This window comes from Bacillota bacterium, assembly GCA_023511485.1.
GTDB lineage: Bacteria > Actinomycetota > Aquicultoria > Aquicultorales > Aquicultoraceae > CADDYS01.
Genome location: JAIMBH010000001.1, coordinates 61,376 through 78,889 on the forward strand (window position 1 = coordinate 61,376; position 17,514 = coordinate 78,889).

At 46.6% G+C, this 17,514-nt stretch carries 20 protein-coding genes; 1 reads left to right on the plus strand and 19 read right to left on the minus strand.

Features of this window, described 5'->3' with window-relative positions:
* Positions 1 to 14: 14 nt before the first annotated feature.
* A complete protein-coding gene (locus K6T91_00285) occupies positions 15 to 1,310 on the minus strand; it encodes a nucleotide sugar dehydrogenase (GenBank protein MCL6471237.1) in 1,296 nt (431 codons plus the stop codon).
* Between the two features lie 129 nt (positions 1,311 to 1,439).
* On the minus strand, positions 1,440 to 1,862 hold the full coding sequence (gene fabZ, locus K6T91_00290; protein ID MCL6471238.1) for a 3-hydroxyacyl-ACP dehydratase FabZ: 423 nt from the start codon (positions 1,860 to 1,862) through the stop codon (positions 1,440 to 1,442).
* A gap of 263 nt (positions 1,863 to 2,125) precedes the next feature.
* Between fabZ and K6T91_00295 the strand changes: the two genes are divergently transcribed.
* On the plus strand, positions 2,126 to 3,229 hold the full coding sequence (locus K6T91_00295; GenBank protein MCL6471239.1) for a DUF3048 domain-containing protein: 1,104 nt from the start codon (positions 2,126 to 2,128) through the stop codon (positions 3,227 to 3,229).
* A 97-nt stretch (positions 3,230 to 3,326) separates the two neighbouring features.
* On the opposite strand, the gene murA is transcribed toward K6T91_00295, so the two are convergent.
* The 17 genes from murA to prfA all read right to left on the minus strand — a co-directional run bounded on the left by murA (position 3,327) and on the right by prfA (position 17,443).
* Positions 3,327 to 4,625: a UDP-N-acetylglucosamine 1-carboxyvinyltransferase gene (gene murA, locus K6T91_00300; GenBank protein MCL6471240.1), complete on the minus strand. Its 1,299-nt coding sequence runs from the start codon at positions 4,623 to 4,625 to the stop codon at positions 3,327 to 3,329.
* 311 nt (positions 4,626 to 4,936) lie between these two features.
* Entirely contained in the window at positions 4,937 to 5,350 is a 414-nt protein-coding gene (locus K6T91_00305; protein ID MCL6471241.1) for a F0F1 ATP synthase subunit epsilon, read from the minus strand.
* 17 nt (positions 5,351 to 5,367) lie between these two features.
* Positions 5,368 to 6,777: a F0F1 ATP synthase subunit beta gene (gene atpD, locus K6T91_00310; protein ID MCL6471242.1), complete on the minus strand. Its 1,410-nt coding sequence runs from the start codon at positions 6,775 to 6,777 to the stop codon at positions 5,368 to 5,370.
* A 121-nt stretch (positions 6,778 to 6,898) separates the two neighbouring features.
* Entirely contained in the window at positions 6,899 to 7,783 is an 885-nt protein-coding gene (gene atpG / locus K6T91_00315; protein ID MCL6471243.1) for an ATP synthase F1 subunit gamma, read from the minus strand.
* Positions 7,784 to 7,798: 15 nt separating this feature from the next.
* Complete coding sequence (gene atpA / locus K6T91_00320) at positions 7,799 to 9,316, minus strand: F0F1 ATP synthase subunit alpha (protein MCL6471244.1); 1,518 nt, start codon at positions 9,314 to 9,316, stop codon at positions 7,799 to 7,801.
* A gap of 10 nt (positions 9,317 to 9,326) precedes the next feature.
* On the minus strand, positions 9,327 to 9,866 hold the full coding sequence (gene atpH / locus K6T91_00325) for an ATP synthase F1 subunit delta (protein ID MCL6471245.1): 540 nt from the start codon (positions 9,864 to 9,866) through the stop codon (positions 9,327 to 9,329).
* Complete coding sequence (atpF, locus tag K6T91_00330; protein MCL6471246.1) at positions 9,866 to 10,348, minus strand: F0F1 ATP synthase subunit B; 483 nt, start codon at positions 10,346 to 10,348, stop codon at positions 9,866 to 9,868. Before atpF ends, atpH begins: the two co-directional genes overlap by 1 nt.
* 36 nt (positions 10,349 to 10,384) lie before the next feature.
* Positions 10,385 to 10,609 (minus strand): F0F1 ATP synthase subunit C, encoded by a 225-nt coding sequence (gene atpE, locus K6T91_00335; GenBank protein MCL6471247.1) that lies wholly within the window; start codon positions 10,607 to 10,609, stop codon positions 10,385 to 10,387.
* A gap of 32 nt (positions 10,610 to 10,641) precedes the next feature.
* Positions 10,642 to 11,478 (minus strand): F0F1 ATP synthase subunit A, encoded by an 837-nt coding sequence (atpB, locus tag K6T91_00340; protein MCL6471248.1) that lies wholly within the window; start codon positions 11,476 to 11,478, stop codon positions 10,642 to 10,644.
* Between the two features lie 34 nt (positions 11,479 to 11,512).
* The gene (locus K6T91_00345; GenBank protein MCL6471249.1) at positions 11,513 to 11,923 is read right to left on the minus strand and encodes a hypothetical protein; all 411 of its coding nucleotides are present in this window, start codon (positions 11,921 to 11,923) and stop codon (positions 11,513 to 11,515) included.
* Positions 11,907 to 12,287, minus strand: a complete 381-nt coding sequence (locus tag K6T91_00350) for an AtpZ/AtpI family protein (protein ID MCL6471250.1) — start codon at positions 12,285 to 12,287, stop codon at positions 11,907 to 11,909. Before K6T91_00350 ends, K6T91_00345 begins: the two co-directional genes overlap by 17 nt.
* Positions 12,288 to 12,402: 115 nt before the next feature.
* Positions 12,403 to 12,909 (minus strand): cytidine/deoxycytidylate deaminase family protein, encoded by a 507-nt coding sequence (locus K6T91_00355; protein MCL6471251.1) that lies wholly within the window; start codon positions 12,907 to 12,909, stop codon positions 12,403 to 12,405.
* Between the two features lie 5 nt (positions 12,910 to 12,914).
* Entirely contained in the window at positions 12,915 to 14,165 is a 1,251-nt protein-coding gene (locus K6T91_00360) for a serine hydroxymethyltransferase (protein MCL6471252.1), read from the minus strand.
* Entirely contained in the window at positions 14,165 to 14,647 is a 483-nt protein-coding gene (gene rpiB, locus K6T91_00365; protein ID MCL6471253.1) for a ribose 5-phosphate isomerase B, read from the minus strand. Before rpiB ends, K6T91_00360 begins: the two co-directional genes overlap by 1 nt.
* Positions 14,648 to 14,842: 195 nt before the next feature.
* Complete coding sequence (locus K6T91_00370; protein MCL6471254.1) at positions 14,843 to 15,490, minus strand: threonylcarbamoyl-AMP synthase; 648 nt, start codon at positions 15,488 to 15,490, stop codon at positions 14,843 to 14,845.
* A gap of 13 nt (positions 15,491 to 15,503) precedes the next feature.
* Entirely contained in the window at positions 15,504 to 16,376 is an 873-nt protein-coding gene (gene prmC, locus K6T91_00375; protein ID MCL6471255.1) for a peptide chain release factor N(5)-glutamine methyltransferase, read from the minus strand.
* Positions 16,376 to 17,443, minus strand: coding sequence for a peptide chain release factor 1 (gene prfA / locus K6T91_00380; GenBank protein MCL6471256.1), 1,068 nt, complete (start codon positions 17,441 to 17,443; stop codon positions 16,376 to 16,378). The genes prmC and prfA overlap by 1 nt, the downstream gene beginning before the upstream one ends.
* Between the last annotated feature and the right edge of the window lie 71 nt (positions 17,444 to 17,514).

A 17,514-nucleotide genomic window follows, 5' to 3' on the forward strand; every position in this document is an offset into this window, starting at 1 on the left:
AATCTCTTCCCCCGCTATATCCTAACGATATTAGCCCGAATGTAATTCCTAAGCTTGTTTCTTGTATCAACAACAAGCTTTGCGTTATCAACAACCATAGTATAATCGACCGATGTATGGTCTGTTACTATAACAACGCAGTCACTCTCAGAGACAAGCTCACTCGTAAGTGCGACCGATTTATATGTCTTCGTACCGATAATTTCTTCTTCGACATACGGGTCATGATAAATAATCTGGGCGCCAAGATTATCAAGTAGGCTTATAATCTTAATTGCTGGAGATTCACGGGTGTCCCCAATATCCTTCTTATATGCAAGCCCTAGGATAAGTATCTTAGAGCCATTTACGCTCTTCTGATGGGAGTTAAGAGCCTCAGCGACCTTATTGACTACATAATATGGGACACTCTCGTTCATCTTTCCGGCAAGCTCTATGAACTCAGTATGAAAATCATATTGCCGCGCCTTCCAGGACAGATAAAATGGGTCGATCGGTATGCAATGGCCGCCAAGCCCAGGCCCGGGAGTAAAAGGCATGAAACCGAATGGTTTCGATGCGGCAGCATCGATTACCTCCCAAATATTTATTTTCATACGATCGCATAAAAGCATGAGTTCATTTACCAACGCTATATTGACGCACCGAAAAATGTTTTCTAAGAGCTTGGTCATCTCAGCAACACGAGTTGAGGATACCGGAACAACAACTTGTACAAACTGCGAGTAAAATAGTTTTGTGAGCTCGGTACAGTCAGCTGTTACGCCGCCAACAACCTTAGGCGTGTTATGAATACCGTAAGTCTTATTTCCTGGGTCGACCCGCTCAGGAGAAAATGCAAGATAAAAATCCTTACCAACAGTCAATCCGCTCTCCTCTAAAATCGGAAGGACCACCTCTTCGGTAGTTCCAGGGTAGGTCGTGCTTTCAAGTACAACAAGTTGGCCTGCTTTTAAACACTTGCTAATTTCAGCAGCTGCCGAGCGCACATACGATATATCTGGCTCACGCATCTCGCTTAGAGGGGTTGGCACGCAAATAACAATAATATCAAGGTCCCTAATAATTGAGAAATCAGTCGTTGCACTGAGTAATCCAGCATCGACCATTTTCTTTATTGCTGACGATTCGATATCAGGAATATAGCTATCCCCGGTATTTATTCTTGAGACCTTCCCTTTATCTATTTCAAGACCAATAACTTTGAATCCAACGCCCGCTATGGCCACTGCCAGCGGCAGACCAACATAGCCCATGCCAATAATCCCAACACGGGCAGTTTTTGAAGTAATTTTATTATCCAATGACATCCTTGAACCTTCTCCTAAAATAACGGGCAGAAATCTAGAAGTATCAAAGCACCAATCACGCTGGAACACTGTCGCATCTAAACCCAATGCCCTATAGCACCAATAGCCGACAGTTTGGTAAGCTATAGCCTATTTCACAGCAAATGTTAACTCTCCCTCGGCCACAATCTCGCCATTAACTGAAGCAACAGCCTTACCCTTACCAACCGGACCTTTCGATTTAGTTATTTCCACTTCGAGCACAAGCTCGTCACCCGGAACCACCTGTTTTCTAAAGCGAAAACCGTCTATGCCGGCAAAAAAAGCGATCTTTCCTTTATTCTGCTCCAGGCTTAAGATAGATACTGCACCTACCTGAGCTAAAGCTTCAACGATTAAAACACCAGGCATCACAGGAAAATTTGGGAAATGGCCTTTAAAAACTGGCTCATCGGCTTTTACATGCCTTATTCCCCTGGCTCTTTTCCCCGGCTCAAATTCGGTTATTTTATCAACCAGTAGAAACGGCTCACGGTGAGGGATTATCCTCTTGATATCTTCTACTTCAAGCACTTTGCCTCCTTAAGAAGCTTTTAGCTTTTAGTGATCAGCTATATATTGCATGCTAATGGCTAGATGCTGATCGCTGAAAGCTAGTAGATAACGACGTCCCCAGGACGTCGTTATCTACTAATAGTAGCGTTTTTCCAATTTTTTATCAAACGCCAGCAGCGCGCTATGCCGCTCTACTTGACGAAATAGCTATACTAGTTTATGCTACTATGGTACCTAAGATGGGGCTCGACCGCATTACGACTTTAAAGCTAGTTTAGAAGATGAAGAAAAAGTATTTCATAATCATAATTATCTTTACTATGCTATCCATATCAGGCGCCGCAGTAGCGCTCTACTGGCCGAAGTTATCACCTCCTAAAAAGGTTAAAGTTTCCCCTAAGAAAAAAGAAACTCCCAATATCACTGTGCCTGAAGTGAAACTGCCTGAGGCCTACTGCCCTCTTGATGATGAGAGTACAACCGCACAAAACAGCATGCGCCGGCCACTTGCAGTCATGATTGAAAACCACCCCGACGCACGGCCGCAGTCCGGCCTGACTAAAGCATGTATTGTCTACGAGACAGTAGCCGAGGGCGGAATAACCAGATTTCTGGCAATATATGTCCATAACGATGTCCGCAATATAGGACCAGTTAGAAGTGCAAGATCGTATTTCGTAGATCTAGCCAAACAATACAATGCGATATACGCTCACTGCGGCGGACCGACAACTATCCACAATATCATAAGAAGGCTTGGGGTTGCCGATCTCGACGAGTTCGCAAACAGCAAAGCCTACTGGCGTGTTAAAACACGCCATGCCCCACATAACCTTTACACATCAACCGATCGGTTAATAGCAGGCGCACAGGCGCGTAAATATGATACAAACCTAAACACTGCCAGGCTAAGCTTTAAAGAAGATGTCACCATCGATCTGCGCCCTGCCGGTGCATCAATCGATATTGATTTCTCAAAAGCCGAATCAAAGGTTCGCTATGTCTACGATCGCCAGACCAATCAATATAATCGACTAATGGCAGGACAACCCCATGTAGATGCCGACACCAACCAGCAAATTGCACCGAAAAATGTTATTGTGCAGTACGTGTCGATCTCCAAGATAGCCAACGACATTAAAGGAAGAATGCAGGTTGATTTAGTCGGCTCTGGAAAAGCAGTTGTTTTTCAAGACGGAGCGGTGATCCAAGCAATATGGCAGCGACCCACTGTAGGCAGCATAACACGCTATTACGACCTAAGCGGATCCGAGATCAAACTTAATCGGGGGCAAACGTGGATTGAGCTAGTCGACCCGTATGACATGAAGGTCAATTATCAGATTGTACCTATGGGTGCTACAGCGGCTCCTACAGGCAATTAAACCTCTACTGCCCTATCCAAGATAATGCTATCAGCATTCAGATTTCAGCTTTTTATTTGTCTATTAGCTGGCAGCTGAATGCTGATAGCTAACGAAATTAGCTACTGCCAACAACCTTGAGTGCGCTTGCGCGTTCCTTCTCGTCTACCCGTTCTATATCCGCACCAAGCGCCTGGAGTTTGTGCTCAAAGTTCTGGTATCCCCTATCTATATGATATATGTCTAAAACCTCGGTTACTCCCTCAGCAGCAAGCCCGGCCACAACGAGCGCTGCTCCGCCTCTTAAATCTGGAGCTCTGACAACAGCTCCCGTCAGTCTAGGAATTCCCCTTATTATGGCATGACGTCCCTCGGTTGTAATGTTACCTCCCATACGGTTTAGCTCGCCGACGAACATAAACCGGTTCTCAAAAATATTTTCGGTTATTATACTGGTGCCGTCCGCCATGGAGAGAATCGCCATAAACTGTGTCTGAAGGTCCGTGGGGAAGCCTGGATAAGGAAGCGTCGCAATGTCAACCGGCTTGATCCGGGAGTTTCCTTTTACCCGTATTTCACCGTTAGCAATATCTACAGTTGCCCCTATATTTCTTAATTTACTTATAACCAGCTCTAAGTGCTCATGGACTGCTCCCTCAACTACAACATCACCCCTGGTGATCGCGCCGGCAACTAGAAGCGTGCCCGCCTCTATTCGATCCGGTATTACACGGTACTCGACTCCGCTTAGAGATCCAACGCCCTCTATGCGTATTGTCGAAGTACCTGCCCCTTCTATCTTTGCGCCCATCTTAACTAAAAAATTCGCCAGATCTACGATTTCGGGTTCCCTTGCAGCATTATCGATAACCGTCGTGCCCTCTGCAAGGGTTGCCGCCATTAACAGGTTCTCAGTTGCACCAACACTTGGATAATCAAGCGCTATCTTGTTACCTACCAGCTTCTCTGATGTAGCTTCGATAAAGCCGTGGCCAACCTCAAACCTGGCACCAAGCATCTCTAAACCCCGAATATGCAAATCGATCTTACGCGAGCCAATATTGCAGCCACCTGGCATTGCAACCCGTGCTTTCCCCAGCCTTGCCAGCAGAGGGCCCAAAACAATAATAGAAGCCCGCATCTGGCTTACAAGCTCATAGGGAGCTTCAGCGTAGAGAGAATTTCCGGGTTTGATCTCGATTGTATCCAGCCCTATATAGCGAACAGCGGCTCCCAGCCGCTCAAGGACCGCCACCATAATCGTTACGTCGGTAATGAGGGGTACATTTGTTAAAACGGAAGTTTCCTCGGTTAGTAATGCTGCGGCCATTAGCTTTAGCGCAGAATTCTTAGCACCGCCCACTGTCACTTTACCGCTTAATCTATTTCCACCTTTGATGACAAATTTGCCGCTCATAAAAACTACTTCCAATCAGCCGAATTCTGTAGCAGTATATAAATTCCCGACTGCGCACAAACAAAACTACCGTGATACTTTACTTTTTGTTTATTGCTTAGAAAGAGAGTAAACCAAAGGACTATTTTACTCTTTAAAACGATACAGGCTTCACTCTTATGCTTAAGTAAACACTCACCAAAGCATAAGAGCCCAGCCTGTTTTTTAATATATTAATATAAAAGAGAATATAGGAGAATAGAGTGCCAGTCAACCGCATGCCTATAGTAGCACCGGTGACCATTGCCCGCAGCATTCTTTTTATTCGCGCTCTACCTTGATCGACCGGCGACTTTAAGCCTGAGAAGTGCTTTTCTCAAGCTAACTTCAACTTCAAGTAGCTCTTCTTCAGTCATGCCGGCCTCGGTAAGCTGCTTCTCGCGCTCCTCTTTTTTTCTTTCGGCTCGAGCTACGTCAATCTGAGAGGCAAGTTCGGCTGCATCGGCCAGTATGGTTACCTTGTCGTCTCTAAACTCAAGGTAACCACCCATAACCGCTATATGTTCTTTTTCATTGTTATTGATAACCCTTAGCTCACCGATTTCAAGCGGCGTGACGATCGGAATATGGTGCGACATGATGCCAAGCTCACCTTCAACACCACGCGCTACTACCATATCCGCTTCACCGCTATATACGATTCGCTCAGGGCTAACCACTTCGCAAAATAGCTTGTGATCAGCCATCTATTTAAACCTCCGAATTAAGCAATACCGGCCATAATCTGCTCGGCTTTTGCTACTGCATCGTCAATGGTTCCAACCATATGGAATGCCTGCTCAGGCAACGAATCATGTTTGCCCTCAACGATTTCTTTAAAACCGCGGATGGTCTCGGCAAGAGGTACATAAGCGCCTTTCTGCCCGGTAAACGCCTCTGCGACGTTAAATGGTTGACTTAAGAACTTCTCTATCTTTCTGGCCCTCTGAACCGTCAGCTTATCTTCCTCTGAGAGCTCATCCATACCGAGGATCGCAATGATATCCTGAAGCTCTTTGTACCTCTGCAGAATCTGCTGAACGCTACGCGCAACGTTATAATGCTCGTGACCGATCGCACCTGGCTCAAGAACCCTTGAAGTTGAGTCGAGCGGGTCAACTGCCGGATAAATACCCTTCTCTACAATCGCTCTTGAAAGAACGGTTGTCGCATCAAGGTGTGTAAACGCTGTCGCTGGTGCCGGATCGGTTAGGTCGTCTGCTGGAACATAAATCGCCTGTACAGATGTGACCGATCCCTTACGAGTCGATGTGATTCTCTCCTGCAGGTCACCCATCTCAGTTCCAAGTGTCGGCTGGTAGCCTACAGCGGACGGCATACGTCCAAGAAGCGCTGACACCTCGGAACCTGCCTGGGTGAAACGGAAGATATTATCAATAAAGAGAAGAACATCTCTTCCCTGATCACGGAAGTACTCAGCAATCGTAAGGCCTGTTAGACCAACACGGAGACGTGCACCTGGTGGCTCATTCATCTGGCCGAAAACAAGCGATGCCTTATCGATAACGCCTGACTCTTTCATCTCAAGCCAGAGGTCGTTACCCTCTCGGGTACGCTCACCTACGCCTGTAAAGACCGAGTATCCGCCGTGTTTGGTAGCAATGTTATGGATCAACTCCATAATCAAAACGGTTTTTCCTACACCAGCACCGCCGAATAGACCGATTTTACCACCCTTAACATATGGCGCTAAAAGATCGACAACCTTAATACCGGTCTCAAAGATTTCGGCAGTTGGCGTAAGTTGCTCAAACGCTGGGGGCTTGCGATGAATCGAATACCTCTCCGACGCCAAAATTGGCCGATCATCATCAATTGCCTCTCCAAGTACGTTTAGGAGCCTGCCAAGGGTTCCCTCCCCCACCGGAACCGTAATCGGTGCTCCGGTATCAACAACCTCCATGCCTCTTACCAGACCATCGGTTGAGGACATGGCCACAGCCCTAACCTTATTTCCCTCTAAATGCTGCTGCACTTCAGCCACAACCTCGATTTTACCGCGCGGCGTATCGGCCGAAATCTTTAGCGCGTTATAAATCGGAGGGATCTCATTGGGCTCAAATTCTGCGTCAAGAACGACGCCGATAATCTGAACTATTCTCCCTACGCCCATTTATTCACCTCTTTTATATGCGAAACTCAAACTCAGTATACATAGCAGCATTGCTTTGCTATCTAAAACAGACGCTCGCAATAGCCACTAATTTGTAATTCAACATTCGGAACTCAAAGTTTTATGCTTCCTGTAGAGCGTTGGCACCGCCTACGATTTCTGCAATCTCCTGCGTGATTTGCGCCTGCCTCGCTCTGTTGTACCACCTGGTAAGGCTTTCAATCATCTCTCCGGCACTATCGGTTGCATTTTTCATGGCGGTTCTTCTTGCCGCATGCTCGCTAGCGGCGGATTCCATGAGCGCCCTTAACACAACCGTATCTATGTATCGAGGAAGAAGATCGTAGAGCACGGTTACCGCATCCGGTTCAAACTCATAACCTGCCTCCTGTACCTTTTTGTCTTCTGTGCCGGTTATCTCCTCCTGCGCGATGGGCAAGAGCTGATGGACCATCGGCTTTTGCTCCATAACTGACTTAAAATGGTTAAATACAAGGTAAGCTTTATCAAGAGTCCCCTCTTGATACATTTCAACTAACCTGTCGGCTACTATCTTCGCCTCAACAAATGTAGGGTTGTCTGAAAATTCTGTGTGTGCAGCTATCATCTCGTAGCCAGAGAACTTTAAATAGCCTACTCCCTTTCGCCCAACAGCGAGAAACTTTACATCTCTTCCTTCGGCCACTTCTTTTCTGTACAGTGCCTCCGATTGCCTTAGAATGTTCATGTTAAACGCACCACACAAACCCCTGTTGGAGGTTATCGGTACAATAACAACGTTCTGAATCGGGTCGTGTACCTTAAGAAGCGGATGGCTATCCGGACCGACATGTTTTGCCACATTGCTTAATACCTCGACCATTTTTACGGCATACGGACGTGCAGATTCAATACGCGCCTGTGCTTTCCTGATTTTTGCAGCCGCAACCATCTCCATGGTTCTGGTTATCTGGCGCGTTTTCTCAACGCTTTTTATCCTGCTTAAGACTGCTCTTGCTTTTGACATTATGCACCACCTAAACTACACGGTCCGGCTGGCAAACATCGGTTTAAACTCCTGGATAATTTCTGAAAGTTTCTGCTCGGTCTCTTCGGAGATGACTTTCTCATCAGCGATAGCCTTTGCAACCTCCGGATATTTTGTGTGAATTACTTCAAGTAGGCCCTTTTCAAATTCCCTGATTTTTGGCACATCAATATCATCAAGAAAACCGCGTGTGCCAGCAAAAATAGCTATGACCTGATCCTCAAACGGCATTGGCACATATTGATCCTGCTTCAACACCTCAACCATGCGCTCGCCTCTTGCCAGCTGAGCCTGAGTTGCTTTATCTAACTCTGAGCCAAACTGGGCAAAAGCCTCGAGCTCACGGTACTGGGCTAGGTCAAGCCTTAGTTTTCCTGCTACCTGCTTCATGGCTTTGGTCTGTGCGTTGCCGCCAACTCGGGATACTGAAATACCTACGTTGATAGCCGGGCGCACACCTGCATAAAACAGGTCTGACTCAAGGAATATCTGGCCATCGGTAATTGAAATAACGTTTGTCGGGATATAAGCCGACACGTCACCTGCCAGAGTCTCGATAACCGGCAGAGCCGTCAGAGAACCTCCACCCAGCTCATCGCTTAACTTACATGCTCTTTCGAGTAACCTTGAGTGAAGGTAGAAAACGTCACCCGGATAAGCCTCGCGACCAGGCGGACGCCTCAAGAGTAGCGACATCTGACGATATGCCTGCGCTTGTTTGCTTAAGTCATCGTAAACAACCAGGGTGTGTTTGCCGTTATACAGGTAATGCTCTGCCATAGCACACCCCGCATAAGGTGCGATATACTGCAGCGGTGCCGGGTCTGATGCCGGAGCTGCTACAACAATTGTATATTTCATCGCATCGTACTTCTCCAGGGTCTCAACAACCTGGGCAACAGTCGATGCCTTGCCGCCGATAGCAACGTAAACACAGATAACACCAGTTTCTTTCTGGTTGATAATCGTGTCGATTGCGATAGCGGTCTTTCCGGTTCTGCGGTCGCCAATGATAAGCTCACGCTGTCCACGACCAATCGGAATCATGGAGTCAATCGCTTTTATACCAGTCTGCAAAGGCTCTTTAACCGGCTGCCTCTGGACGACACCCGGTGCCAACCACTCGATAGGCCTGTAGCCTTCAGGATTGATTGGACCCTTGCCGTCTATTGGCTGTCCAAGCGGATTAACAACACGACCAAGGAGCCCATCGCCAACAGGTACCTCAGCGATCCTGCCGGTACGCTTGACGATATCACCTTCTTGAATCTTCAAGTAATCACCCATGATAACGACACCGACATTATCCTCTTCGAGGTTCAGAGCCAGTCCGTATACACCATGGGGGAACTCCAGCATCTCGTTAGCCATGACGCCGCGTATTCCGTGGACGATAGCAATACCATCACGGGCTTCGAGAACCGTACCAACTTCTTCGACCTCTATTTGAGGTTCATACTTCTCAATTTCTTGCCTCAATATTGAGGCAATTTCTCTTGACTTGATTCTCATCTACCTCTCCTTACCGCGTTAGAGTTAATCGTTCGCGTAAGTGGCCTAAACGTGATTTTACGCTCGCGTCAATAATCTGACCATCTGCATAAATTAGCATTCCACCAACAATGCTTGGATCAACAATAGTCTCTACAGTTACCTCTTTTTGGGTGGCCTCGGAAAGCTTCTCCTGCACCTTAACCTTTAAATCATCAGTTAAAGGCACGGCAGTTACAACTTTAGCGAGTACCCTCTTTCTCTTCTCGTCAATTAACCGCTCAAGCTCATTGCGGATTTCGTTAAACAGGTCTTCCCTGTTGTTGTCAAATAAAATCCAGAAGAAGTTGCGCGTAATCGTTGATACCTCGTGAAGGAACACTTTGTTAAAGACGCTCTTCTTTTGCTCGCTATCGACTTTGACCGACTGGAAAAACCCTTCAAACTCGGGGTCGGTCATAAACTCCCCGACAAAATCAACCTCCTGGACAACTTTATCCAGCATATTCTTGTCGAGAGCTACGTCAAATAGCGCTTTTGCATATTCGTGTACTACCTGTTCGTCTCTCATTAAAAGCGACCCACTTCACTTAAGTACTTATCAATAAGTTCTGCATGTGCGTTTTGGTCAAGTTCCTTCTCGATGACCTTAGAAGCCAAATCTACGCTAATGTTGGCTACCTCAGCCCTTAACTCTTTGATTGCCTGCTCAACATCGCGATTGATTTGCTCTTCGGCTTTAGCAATCATACGTTTAGCTTCTTCTTCGGATTTCTGAATTATCTCGGCCCTCAGGCTCTCACCCAATTGTTTACCTTCGGCGATGAGTTTCTGAGCCTCAGCTCTAGCTTCAGCTAGCCTTTCCTCATACTCCCTAAGTAAACGCTCTGCCTCGAGCCTTGCATGCTCTGCCTGCTCGATAGATTCTCTTATCTTGCGTTCGCGCGCCTCTAGGATCTGTACGAGTGGACCGAATCCGAATTTGCCGAGCAATACGACTAACAGCAAGAATGCAATTGTCGTATAGACTATAAGCGGTTGGTTCAGTTCCATATAAACCACCTATTCTCTACAAAAGATTCAGTCCTTCTACTTGGAGAACAACATGATGCTGATAACGAAGCCGTATAGAGCTATAGCTTCTGTAACACCGATGCCGATGAACATTGTTGTTCTCAAGGTACCGGCGGTCTCAGGCTGGCGAGCCATACCCTCGAGAGTTTTACCGACAAGAATACCCATGCCGATTCCGGGACCGATAGCGCCAAGACCTATAGCAAGTCCAGCTCCAAGATGTGCAAGAGATCCTTCCATACCAAATTTCCTCCTTTCAGATTCCTTAGACTTTAATGTTCTGCATGTATGGATAGATTTACATACACTGCGGTCAATATCGTAAAGATATATGCCTGGATAAACGCGACAAATATCTCAAAGGCATACATCACAACCGCCATTACTAATGGCAATGGAGCAACGATTATGCTTCCAAACATAATTATCAGACCTAAGAATGAACCTATAACAACGTGACCCGCAAATAGGTTTGCGAAAAGTCGGAGAGAGAGTGAAAGCGGTTTGGATAAAAGACTCACAAACTCTATTGGGTATAAAATGACATACATTATCTTTGGAACGCCGCCCGGCGCAAGGTTCTTCCAGTACCTGAAAGGACCCTGTTTTATCATTCCGGTGCCAACGAAAGCGAGAAGGACAATAATGGAAAGCGTTGCGGTAAAACTTATATTTCCAGCCGGAGCATATGATCCGGGAATTAAACCAAGCAGGTTATTAAAGAGAATAAAGAAGAAGATAGTGCCGATAAATGGGAGCCATTTCTTGCCCTCATGCCCGAGGTTCGAATCTACTATGTCGAGCTTGACAAACACAAAAATGGCCTCAATCGCATTTCTTAAGCCCCGCGCAACTAAACCTCTACCCCTTGCCGCATAGGTAACAAGCGCAAACGTAAGTATAGAAGCAAGGATAACTATCGCTACAGCTTTATTTATCGAGAAATCAATACCAAAAAGATGCATAGCCGGGCCATGTGGCAGTGGTATTCCCCAGAGCTGAAATGCGTGGTGATTTTCAACCACTTTTCCATCAACTACTATCTGCTCTGCAAGCTTAAACTCATTTAAAAGCTCGCCTATAGGCGATGATGCCGCTTCTGCTGACAATTTAAACGCTCCTTTCCTGACTCAAGGCCGGATGCTAATCCTTTAACCAACTTTTCATGCTTATTGCAAGCATAACTGTAAAACCAAAAGCTAATGTAGTTAATGCAATCAGCCAGTTTGGCCGCACAATATGTGATATCAGGTATACTAGAAACCAGAGTCCGATCAATCTTATCGGAAAACCAGCCGCTGCTATGGCAACCATAGCTCTCGGCGATTTGCGTAAATATTTATCTGATAGCTTTACAAAGCCAACTTCGCTAAGTATATATGCCGCTAATAAGGCAAGTCCGATGGTCGTGCTCCACAAGCCAGACCATCCCCAGAAATACCAACCTGCCAGCACTGCACCTGTCCATACCGGCAAGCCGTATAACATAATCTCTTTTAACTTAAAAGGAGGCTTGTTGCGTGAGCTCTGCTTTCTCTTACTGCGAGGAGCCACTCTTTTTTCGCTCCTCTTTCTGCTCCTCTTCTACGAGAGCACGGTATAGGTTTAAAAACCCTGACAAAGCACCTATCACTACCCCTATAGCCAGAGCCCATGGCCCCCTATAACCGGTAATCCAGTTAAAAAGCCATCCTAAAAATACGCCGACGAGAACTCCCGCCACCAATTCGGTCCCTAAAGAGGCATATTTCAACATATCAGCTGTAGAAGATTTTGGAGCGTCGTCTAGCTTTCTATTGCCTGTCGTCTTTTTGCGGTTGTCAGCTGTTCGTTCTGTTACCTGTTGTTCCCTATTTGGTTCTTCGTCACCTTCGAACTCCTGATCCCAATAGGGCCAACGATCGTTTGATTGTAACATTTAATACAAAACACCTTCATGATAACATACTACAAATTTTTCCTGCTTGCAATAGCTTGGTTACTTATTTAAGTATACTTTGTCAAAAAAACCTCAATTGTGGACTGCTACCGTTTTAGAATGGTAGCTGAATAACTGCTATTCCTGCCTCATTAAGCAGGTCTTGTGCAAGTTTGTCTGGATAGCCTTCAGCGTATAATATTTCCTTAATGCCTGCATTTATTAACATTTTAGCACAAAGTACGCAGGGTTGGTGAGTGCAATAAATCGAAGCTCCTTTGACCGCAACACCGTGCACAGCGGCCTGGATCAGGGCATTTTGCTCGGCGTGCAGACCCCTACAAAGCTCGTGCCTCTCTCCTGAAGCTATCCCCTGGTCCTCTCGAAGGCACCCCACCTCGTAGCAGTGCCTAATTCCAGAGGGAGCACCATTATAGCCGGTGGCAAGAATACGTTTCTCCCTGACCAGCAAGGCGCCAACTTTTCTTCGCAAGCATGTGGAACGTTCTGAGACCTGCCTCGTAATGGACAAAAAATACTCGTCCCACGATGGTCGTGGGTCTTGCCCCAACGGTTTGATCTGACTTTCGTTGCCCTCCTCGAGCCCAGGTCCAGTTTGCATGAATGTTAAACTCCTAGCGAGAGTTTGCTATAAATAGGGAATTCTTTGCATAAGCGTTTTATCTCGTCTCTTATCTTCTCAAGAATCCGCGTGTTGCCGATATTTTCAAGCGTATCAGCTATGAGACTTGAAAGATGCTTTATTTCCTCTTCTTTAAGGCCACGTGTTGTAACCGCCGGCGTGCCTAAACGGATACCGCTGGTAACCGAAGCACTCCTTGTTTCAAATGGAATAGTGTTTTTGTTGGCGACTATGCCAACCGAGCCCAATGCATTTTCGGCCTCAGCTCCGGTTATGCCCTTATTCGTAAGGTCAACCAGCATCAGATGGGTATCAGTGCCCCCAGAGCATATCCTGAATCCGCGCTCCATAAGCACACTAGCCATTACCTTGGCATTCGTGACAATTTGGGCCGAGTATGCCTTAAACTCATCCGACATCGCCTCTTTGAAGCATACTGCTTTAGCCGCTATGGTATGCATTGAAGGGCCACCCTGTGTTCCTGGAAACACCGCTTTATCCAGGGCCTTTTCATACTCCCTGCGTGCCAGGATAAGCCCCCCTCGTGGGCCGCGCAGAGTCTTGTGTGTGGTACTAGTAACAACATCGCTGTATGGCACCGGGCTGGGATGCACACCGGCCGCAATCAGACCTGCGATATGCGCCATGTCTACCATTAGATAAGCCCCTACTTCATCAGCTATCGATTTAAAAGCTGCAAAATCGATTATCCTCGGATAGGCGCTGGCGCCGGTAACGATCATGCGGGGTTTGTTTTTTATGGCCAAGTCGCGAATCTCATCGTAATCTAGTTGCTCTGTTTTTTGGCTAACCCCATAATAAACAAAGCGATATATCTGGCCTGAGACATTTGCTGGACTGCCGTGCGTCAGATGCCCGCCATGAGAGAGCGTCAGCCCCATCACTGTATCTCCAGGCTTTAGAAGTGCAAGGTAAACAGCCGTATTAGCTTGCGCTCCAGAGTGAGGCTGAACGTTTGCATATTCGGCGCCGAAAAGTGCCTTGGCCCGCTCAATAGCAAGGTTTTCAACGATATCTACAAACTCGCAGCCTCCATAGTATCGCTTCCCAGGATACCCTTCTGCATATTTGTTAGTCATGACCGAGGTCTGCGCTTCGATGACATCCTCGCTTGTATAGTTTTCAGATGCGATAAGATCAAGCGTATTCTGTTGGCGATGTAGCTCACCCTGCATAGCTTGCCATATCTCTGGATCGCTCACCCGTAAAGTCATTAATTTTCTCCTGATCTTTCTTCTATCTTACTTATCTTTTCGACGCGCCTGGCATGCCTGCCACCTTCAAACTCAGCTTTCAACCAGGCCCGTAATATTTCTTTGGCCATCTCAGAGCCCACAATACGTGAGCCAATGGTAAGAACGTTGGCGTTATTGTGCTCACGGCTTAGCCTTGCAGAGACCGGTTCGCTGCAGTTGGCTGCCCTTATACCTTTTACCTTGTTGGCAGCAATTGCTACACCGATGCCGGTACCACAAATAAGCACACCGCGGTCGAAATTTTTACTGGCAACTTTCCTTGCCACATCTTCAGCAAAATCGGGATAATCTACTGATTCTTCATTCATTGTTCCGACGTCTAAAAACTCGATACCCTCCTGCTGAAGAACCGCCTTTAACTCTTCTTTTAAGCTGTACCCTGCATGATCAGCACCTATTACAATCTTCAGCTTCGTTACCGCCTTTCCTGCTTTACACATTTTAACAGCCTTTTAAAGGATACCCTGGTACAGACGGCCTTGTAAAGAGCCTGGTACTCAGAGTTGGACTATGCTATATATCTACTGCCAACCGCATAATTAATAGCTATCAGCTTTTGGCTTTTGGTTTTTAGTAGCCTTATAAAGAATATAGAAATAAAGAGCTGGGTGCTGATAGCTTTATATGATTTCGACTTACTTATATAGCCCCAGCTTACTTAGCACCTCTTCCCACGGAATATAGCCCTCTCGTATCAATCTTGGCTCATCGGTCGACACATCCACAACTGTTGACTCAACCCCTAGCTTTGTTTGCCCACCGTCTACAATATAGGCAACCTTTCCTCGCAATCCCTCTTCTACCTCCTTAGCCGTCTTAGGGCTTGGCTTTCCAGCAATATTTGCACTGGTGGTAGCAAGCGCAACTCCAGAAAGCTTAATCAAAAGCCTTACTATATCGTTATCTGGACACCTTATGCCAACTGTCTCACCGCCAGCTGTCACTGCATCCAGTACAGCAGCAGACCTCTTAAAAATTAATGTCAACGGACCTGGCCAGTACTCTTTCATGAGTTTCCTTGCGGTACTACTTATTTGAGCGGCATACCTTTCAGCATCCTGAGGCTCTGCTATAAGAAGTATCAATGGTTTATCTACCGGGCGGTCCTTTGCCTTAAATACTTTCAATACCGCCTTGGGATTGAGCGCATTCGCCCCTATGCCATAAACTGTATCCGTTGGAAAAACCACGAGTTCACCGGCTTTTACAGCTGCAGCAACCGGCATAAGCTCTCTTTCGCTTGGATTTCGCGGGTCTACTTTTATCGTTTTTGTACTTTGCATTTTAAACCACTTACTATATATTTTGTGCTTTTACAATCCGCTCAATATTCTGATAATCATTGATTACGCCGATGCCTGCAAAAAAACCGGTATCTCTCAACAGGTCCGCAACTTTGGTGGCCTGGCCCGCACCAACCTCAAACATAAGAATTCCGCCTGGCTTAAGGTACCTGGGCGAATCTTTTACGATTACCCTGTAGAAATCCAGACCATCCTTGCCACCGTCTAAAGCCAGCCTGGGTTCGAACTGGACTTCTCGCTGCAGTAAAACAATTTCACCGCTTGGTATATAAGGCGGATTGGAGAGCACAAGGTCAAACTCATTCTTAAAATCCCAAAGACCGGAGAATACATCAGATTGGATAAACCTGACTCGATCTGAAAGATTAGCCGTCTTTGCGTTCTCTTTGGCGACCTCCAGTGCCTCAGGCGATATATCGGTTGCAAAAACAACCGAGTCCTTATATTCATGAGCAATGCTTAAGGCAATGGCACCCGTGCCGCATCCAATATCCAGGACCTTTCTTGTCCCGCCAAGCATTCTTAGTTGCTTTAAAGCCTCTTCAACTAAAAGCTCGGTCTCAGGTCGGGGGATAAGCACTCCCTCACGACACATTAGATTGAGATACCTGAATTGCTGCCGCCCTAGAATATATTGAAGCGGCCGCCCAGTAAGTCTCTGCTTAACAGCCCGTGTTATAAAATCGTACTCTTCCGGAGACACAACGTATTCTCTGTTTAAATAAAGCTCGTAACGACTAAACCCAACCGCATCGCCGATAATATACTCGGCTTCTACCCGCGGATTTAATATAGAGCCACCCTTTAACTCGAGGGTGGCCCAATTAAGCATATCTACAACAGCTGAAGACTTTGTAGCAATCATCAAACCACCTGCTTAAGTTTAGCCGCTCTATCAGCCGCAGAGAGTGCATCTACAAGCTCGTCGATTTCCCCCTCGAGTATTGCCGGTAGGTTGTAGACGGAGAGGTTTATACGATGGTCGGTCACCCTTCCCTGCGGGAAGTTGTATGTGCGTATTCTCTCGCTTCTATCACCGGTTCCTACCTGGGACCTTCTGGCCGCGTCAAGCTCGGCTTTCTGCTCGGTCATAAGCTTCTCGTATAACCTTGCACGTAGGATCGTCATAGCGCGCTCGCGGTTTTGCAGCTGACTCTTCTCATCCTGGCACGACACTACCAAACCAGTCGGCAGGTGCGTGATTCTTACTGCCGAGTCAGTGGTATTTACCGATTGGCCGCCGGGGCCTCCAGATCTAAATACGTCCACCTTGATATCGTTTGGGTTGATCTCAACCTCAATGTCTTCGGCCTCAGGTAAAACAGCAACCGTTACCGTTGATGTGTGGATTCTTCCGCCGGACTCAGTAACGGGTATCCTCTGCACCCGGTGCACGCCGGACTCATATTTGAGCTTACTATACGCACCCTGCCCTTTAATTTCAAAAATAACCTCTTTGAACCCCCCCATATCCGAAGGGCTTGAACTCATAAGCTGTGTCTTCCAGCCATGAGATTCCGCATAGCGGGTATACATGCGATAAAGGTCGGCGGCAAAAAGGCTTGCCTCATCCCCGCCAGCACCAGCTCTTATCTCCATAATGATGTCTTTCTCGTCATTTGGGTCCTTGGCAACCAGCAAAAACTTAATCTCCTCTTCAACGTGCTCCTTTTCTTCGCGCATAGAGTGAAGCTCGCTTCGCAAGAACTCCTGCATTTCAGGGTCTTTTTCTTCCCTTATCATCTCGCTAGCATCCGCTATGCTGGCCTCTAACTCTTCTAATCGCTTGATTTGATTCATAAGAGGCATCATACCGGCGTGTGCTTTTGCCAGCTCGCGGTATTTACTTTGATCCGAAATCACAGCCGGGTCGCTAAGCTTTTCCGTTATTTCATTATACTTATCAACAAATTCTTTTAATCTCTCAAGCATTGCATCTCACCAGTTATTTCATAACCCTTTTAATTATAATGAAAGATAAAGAGCCAGTAAACAAAAGAAAA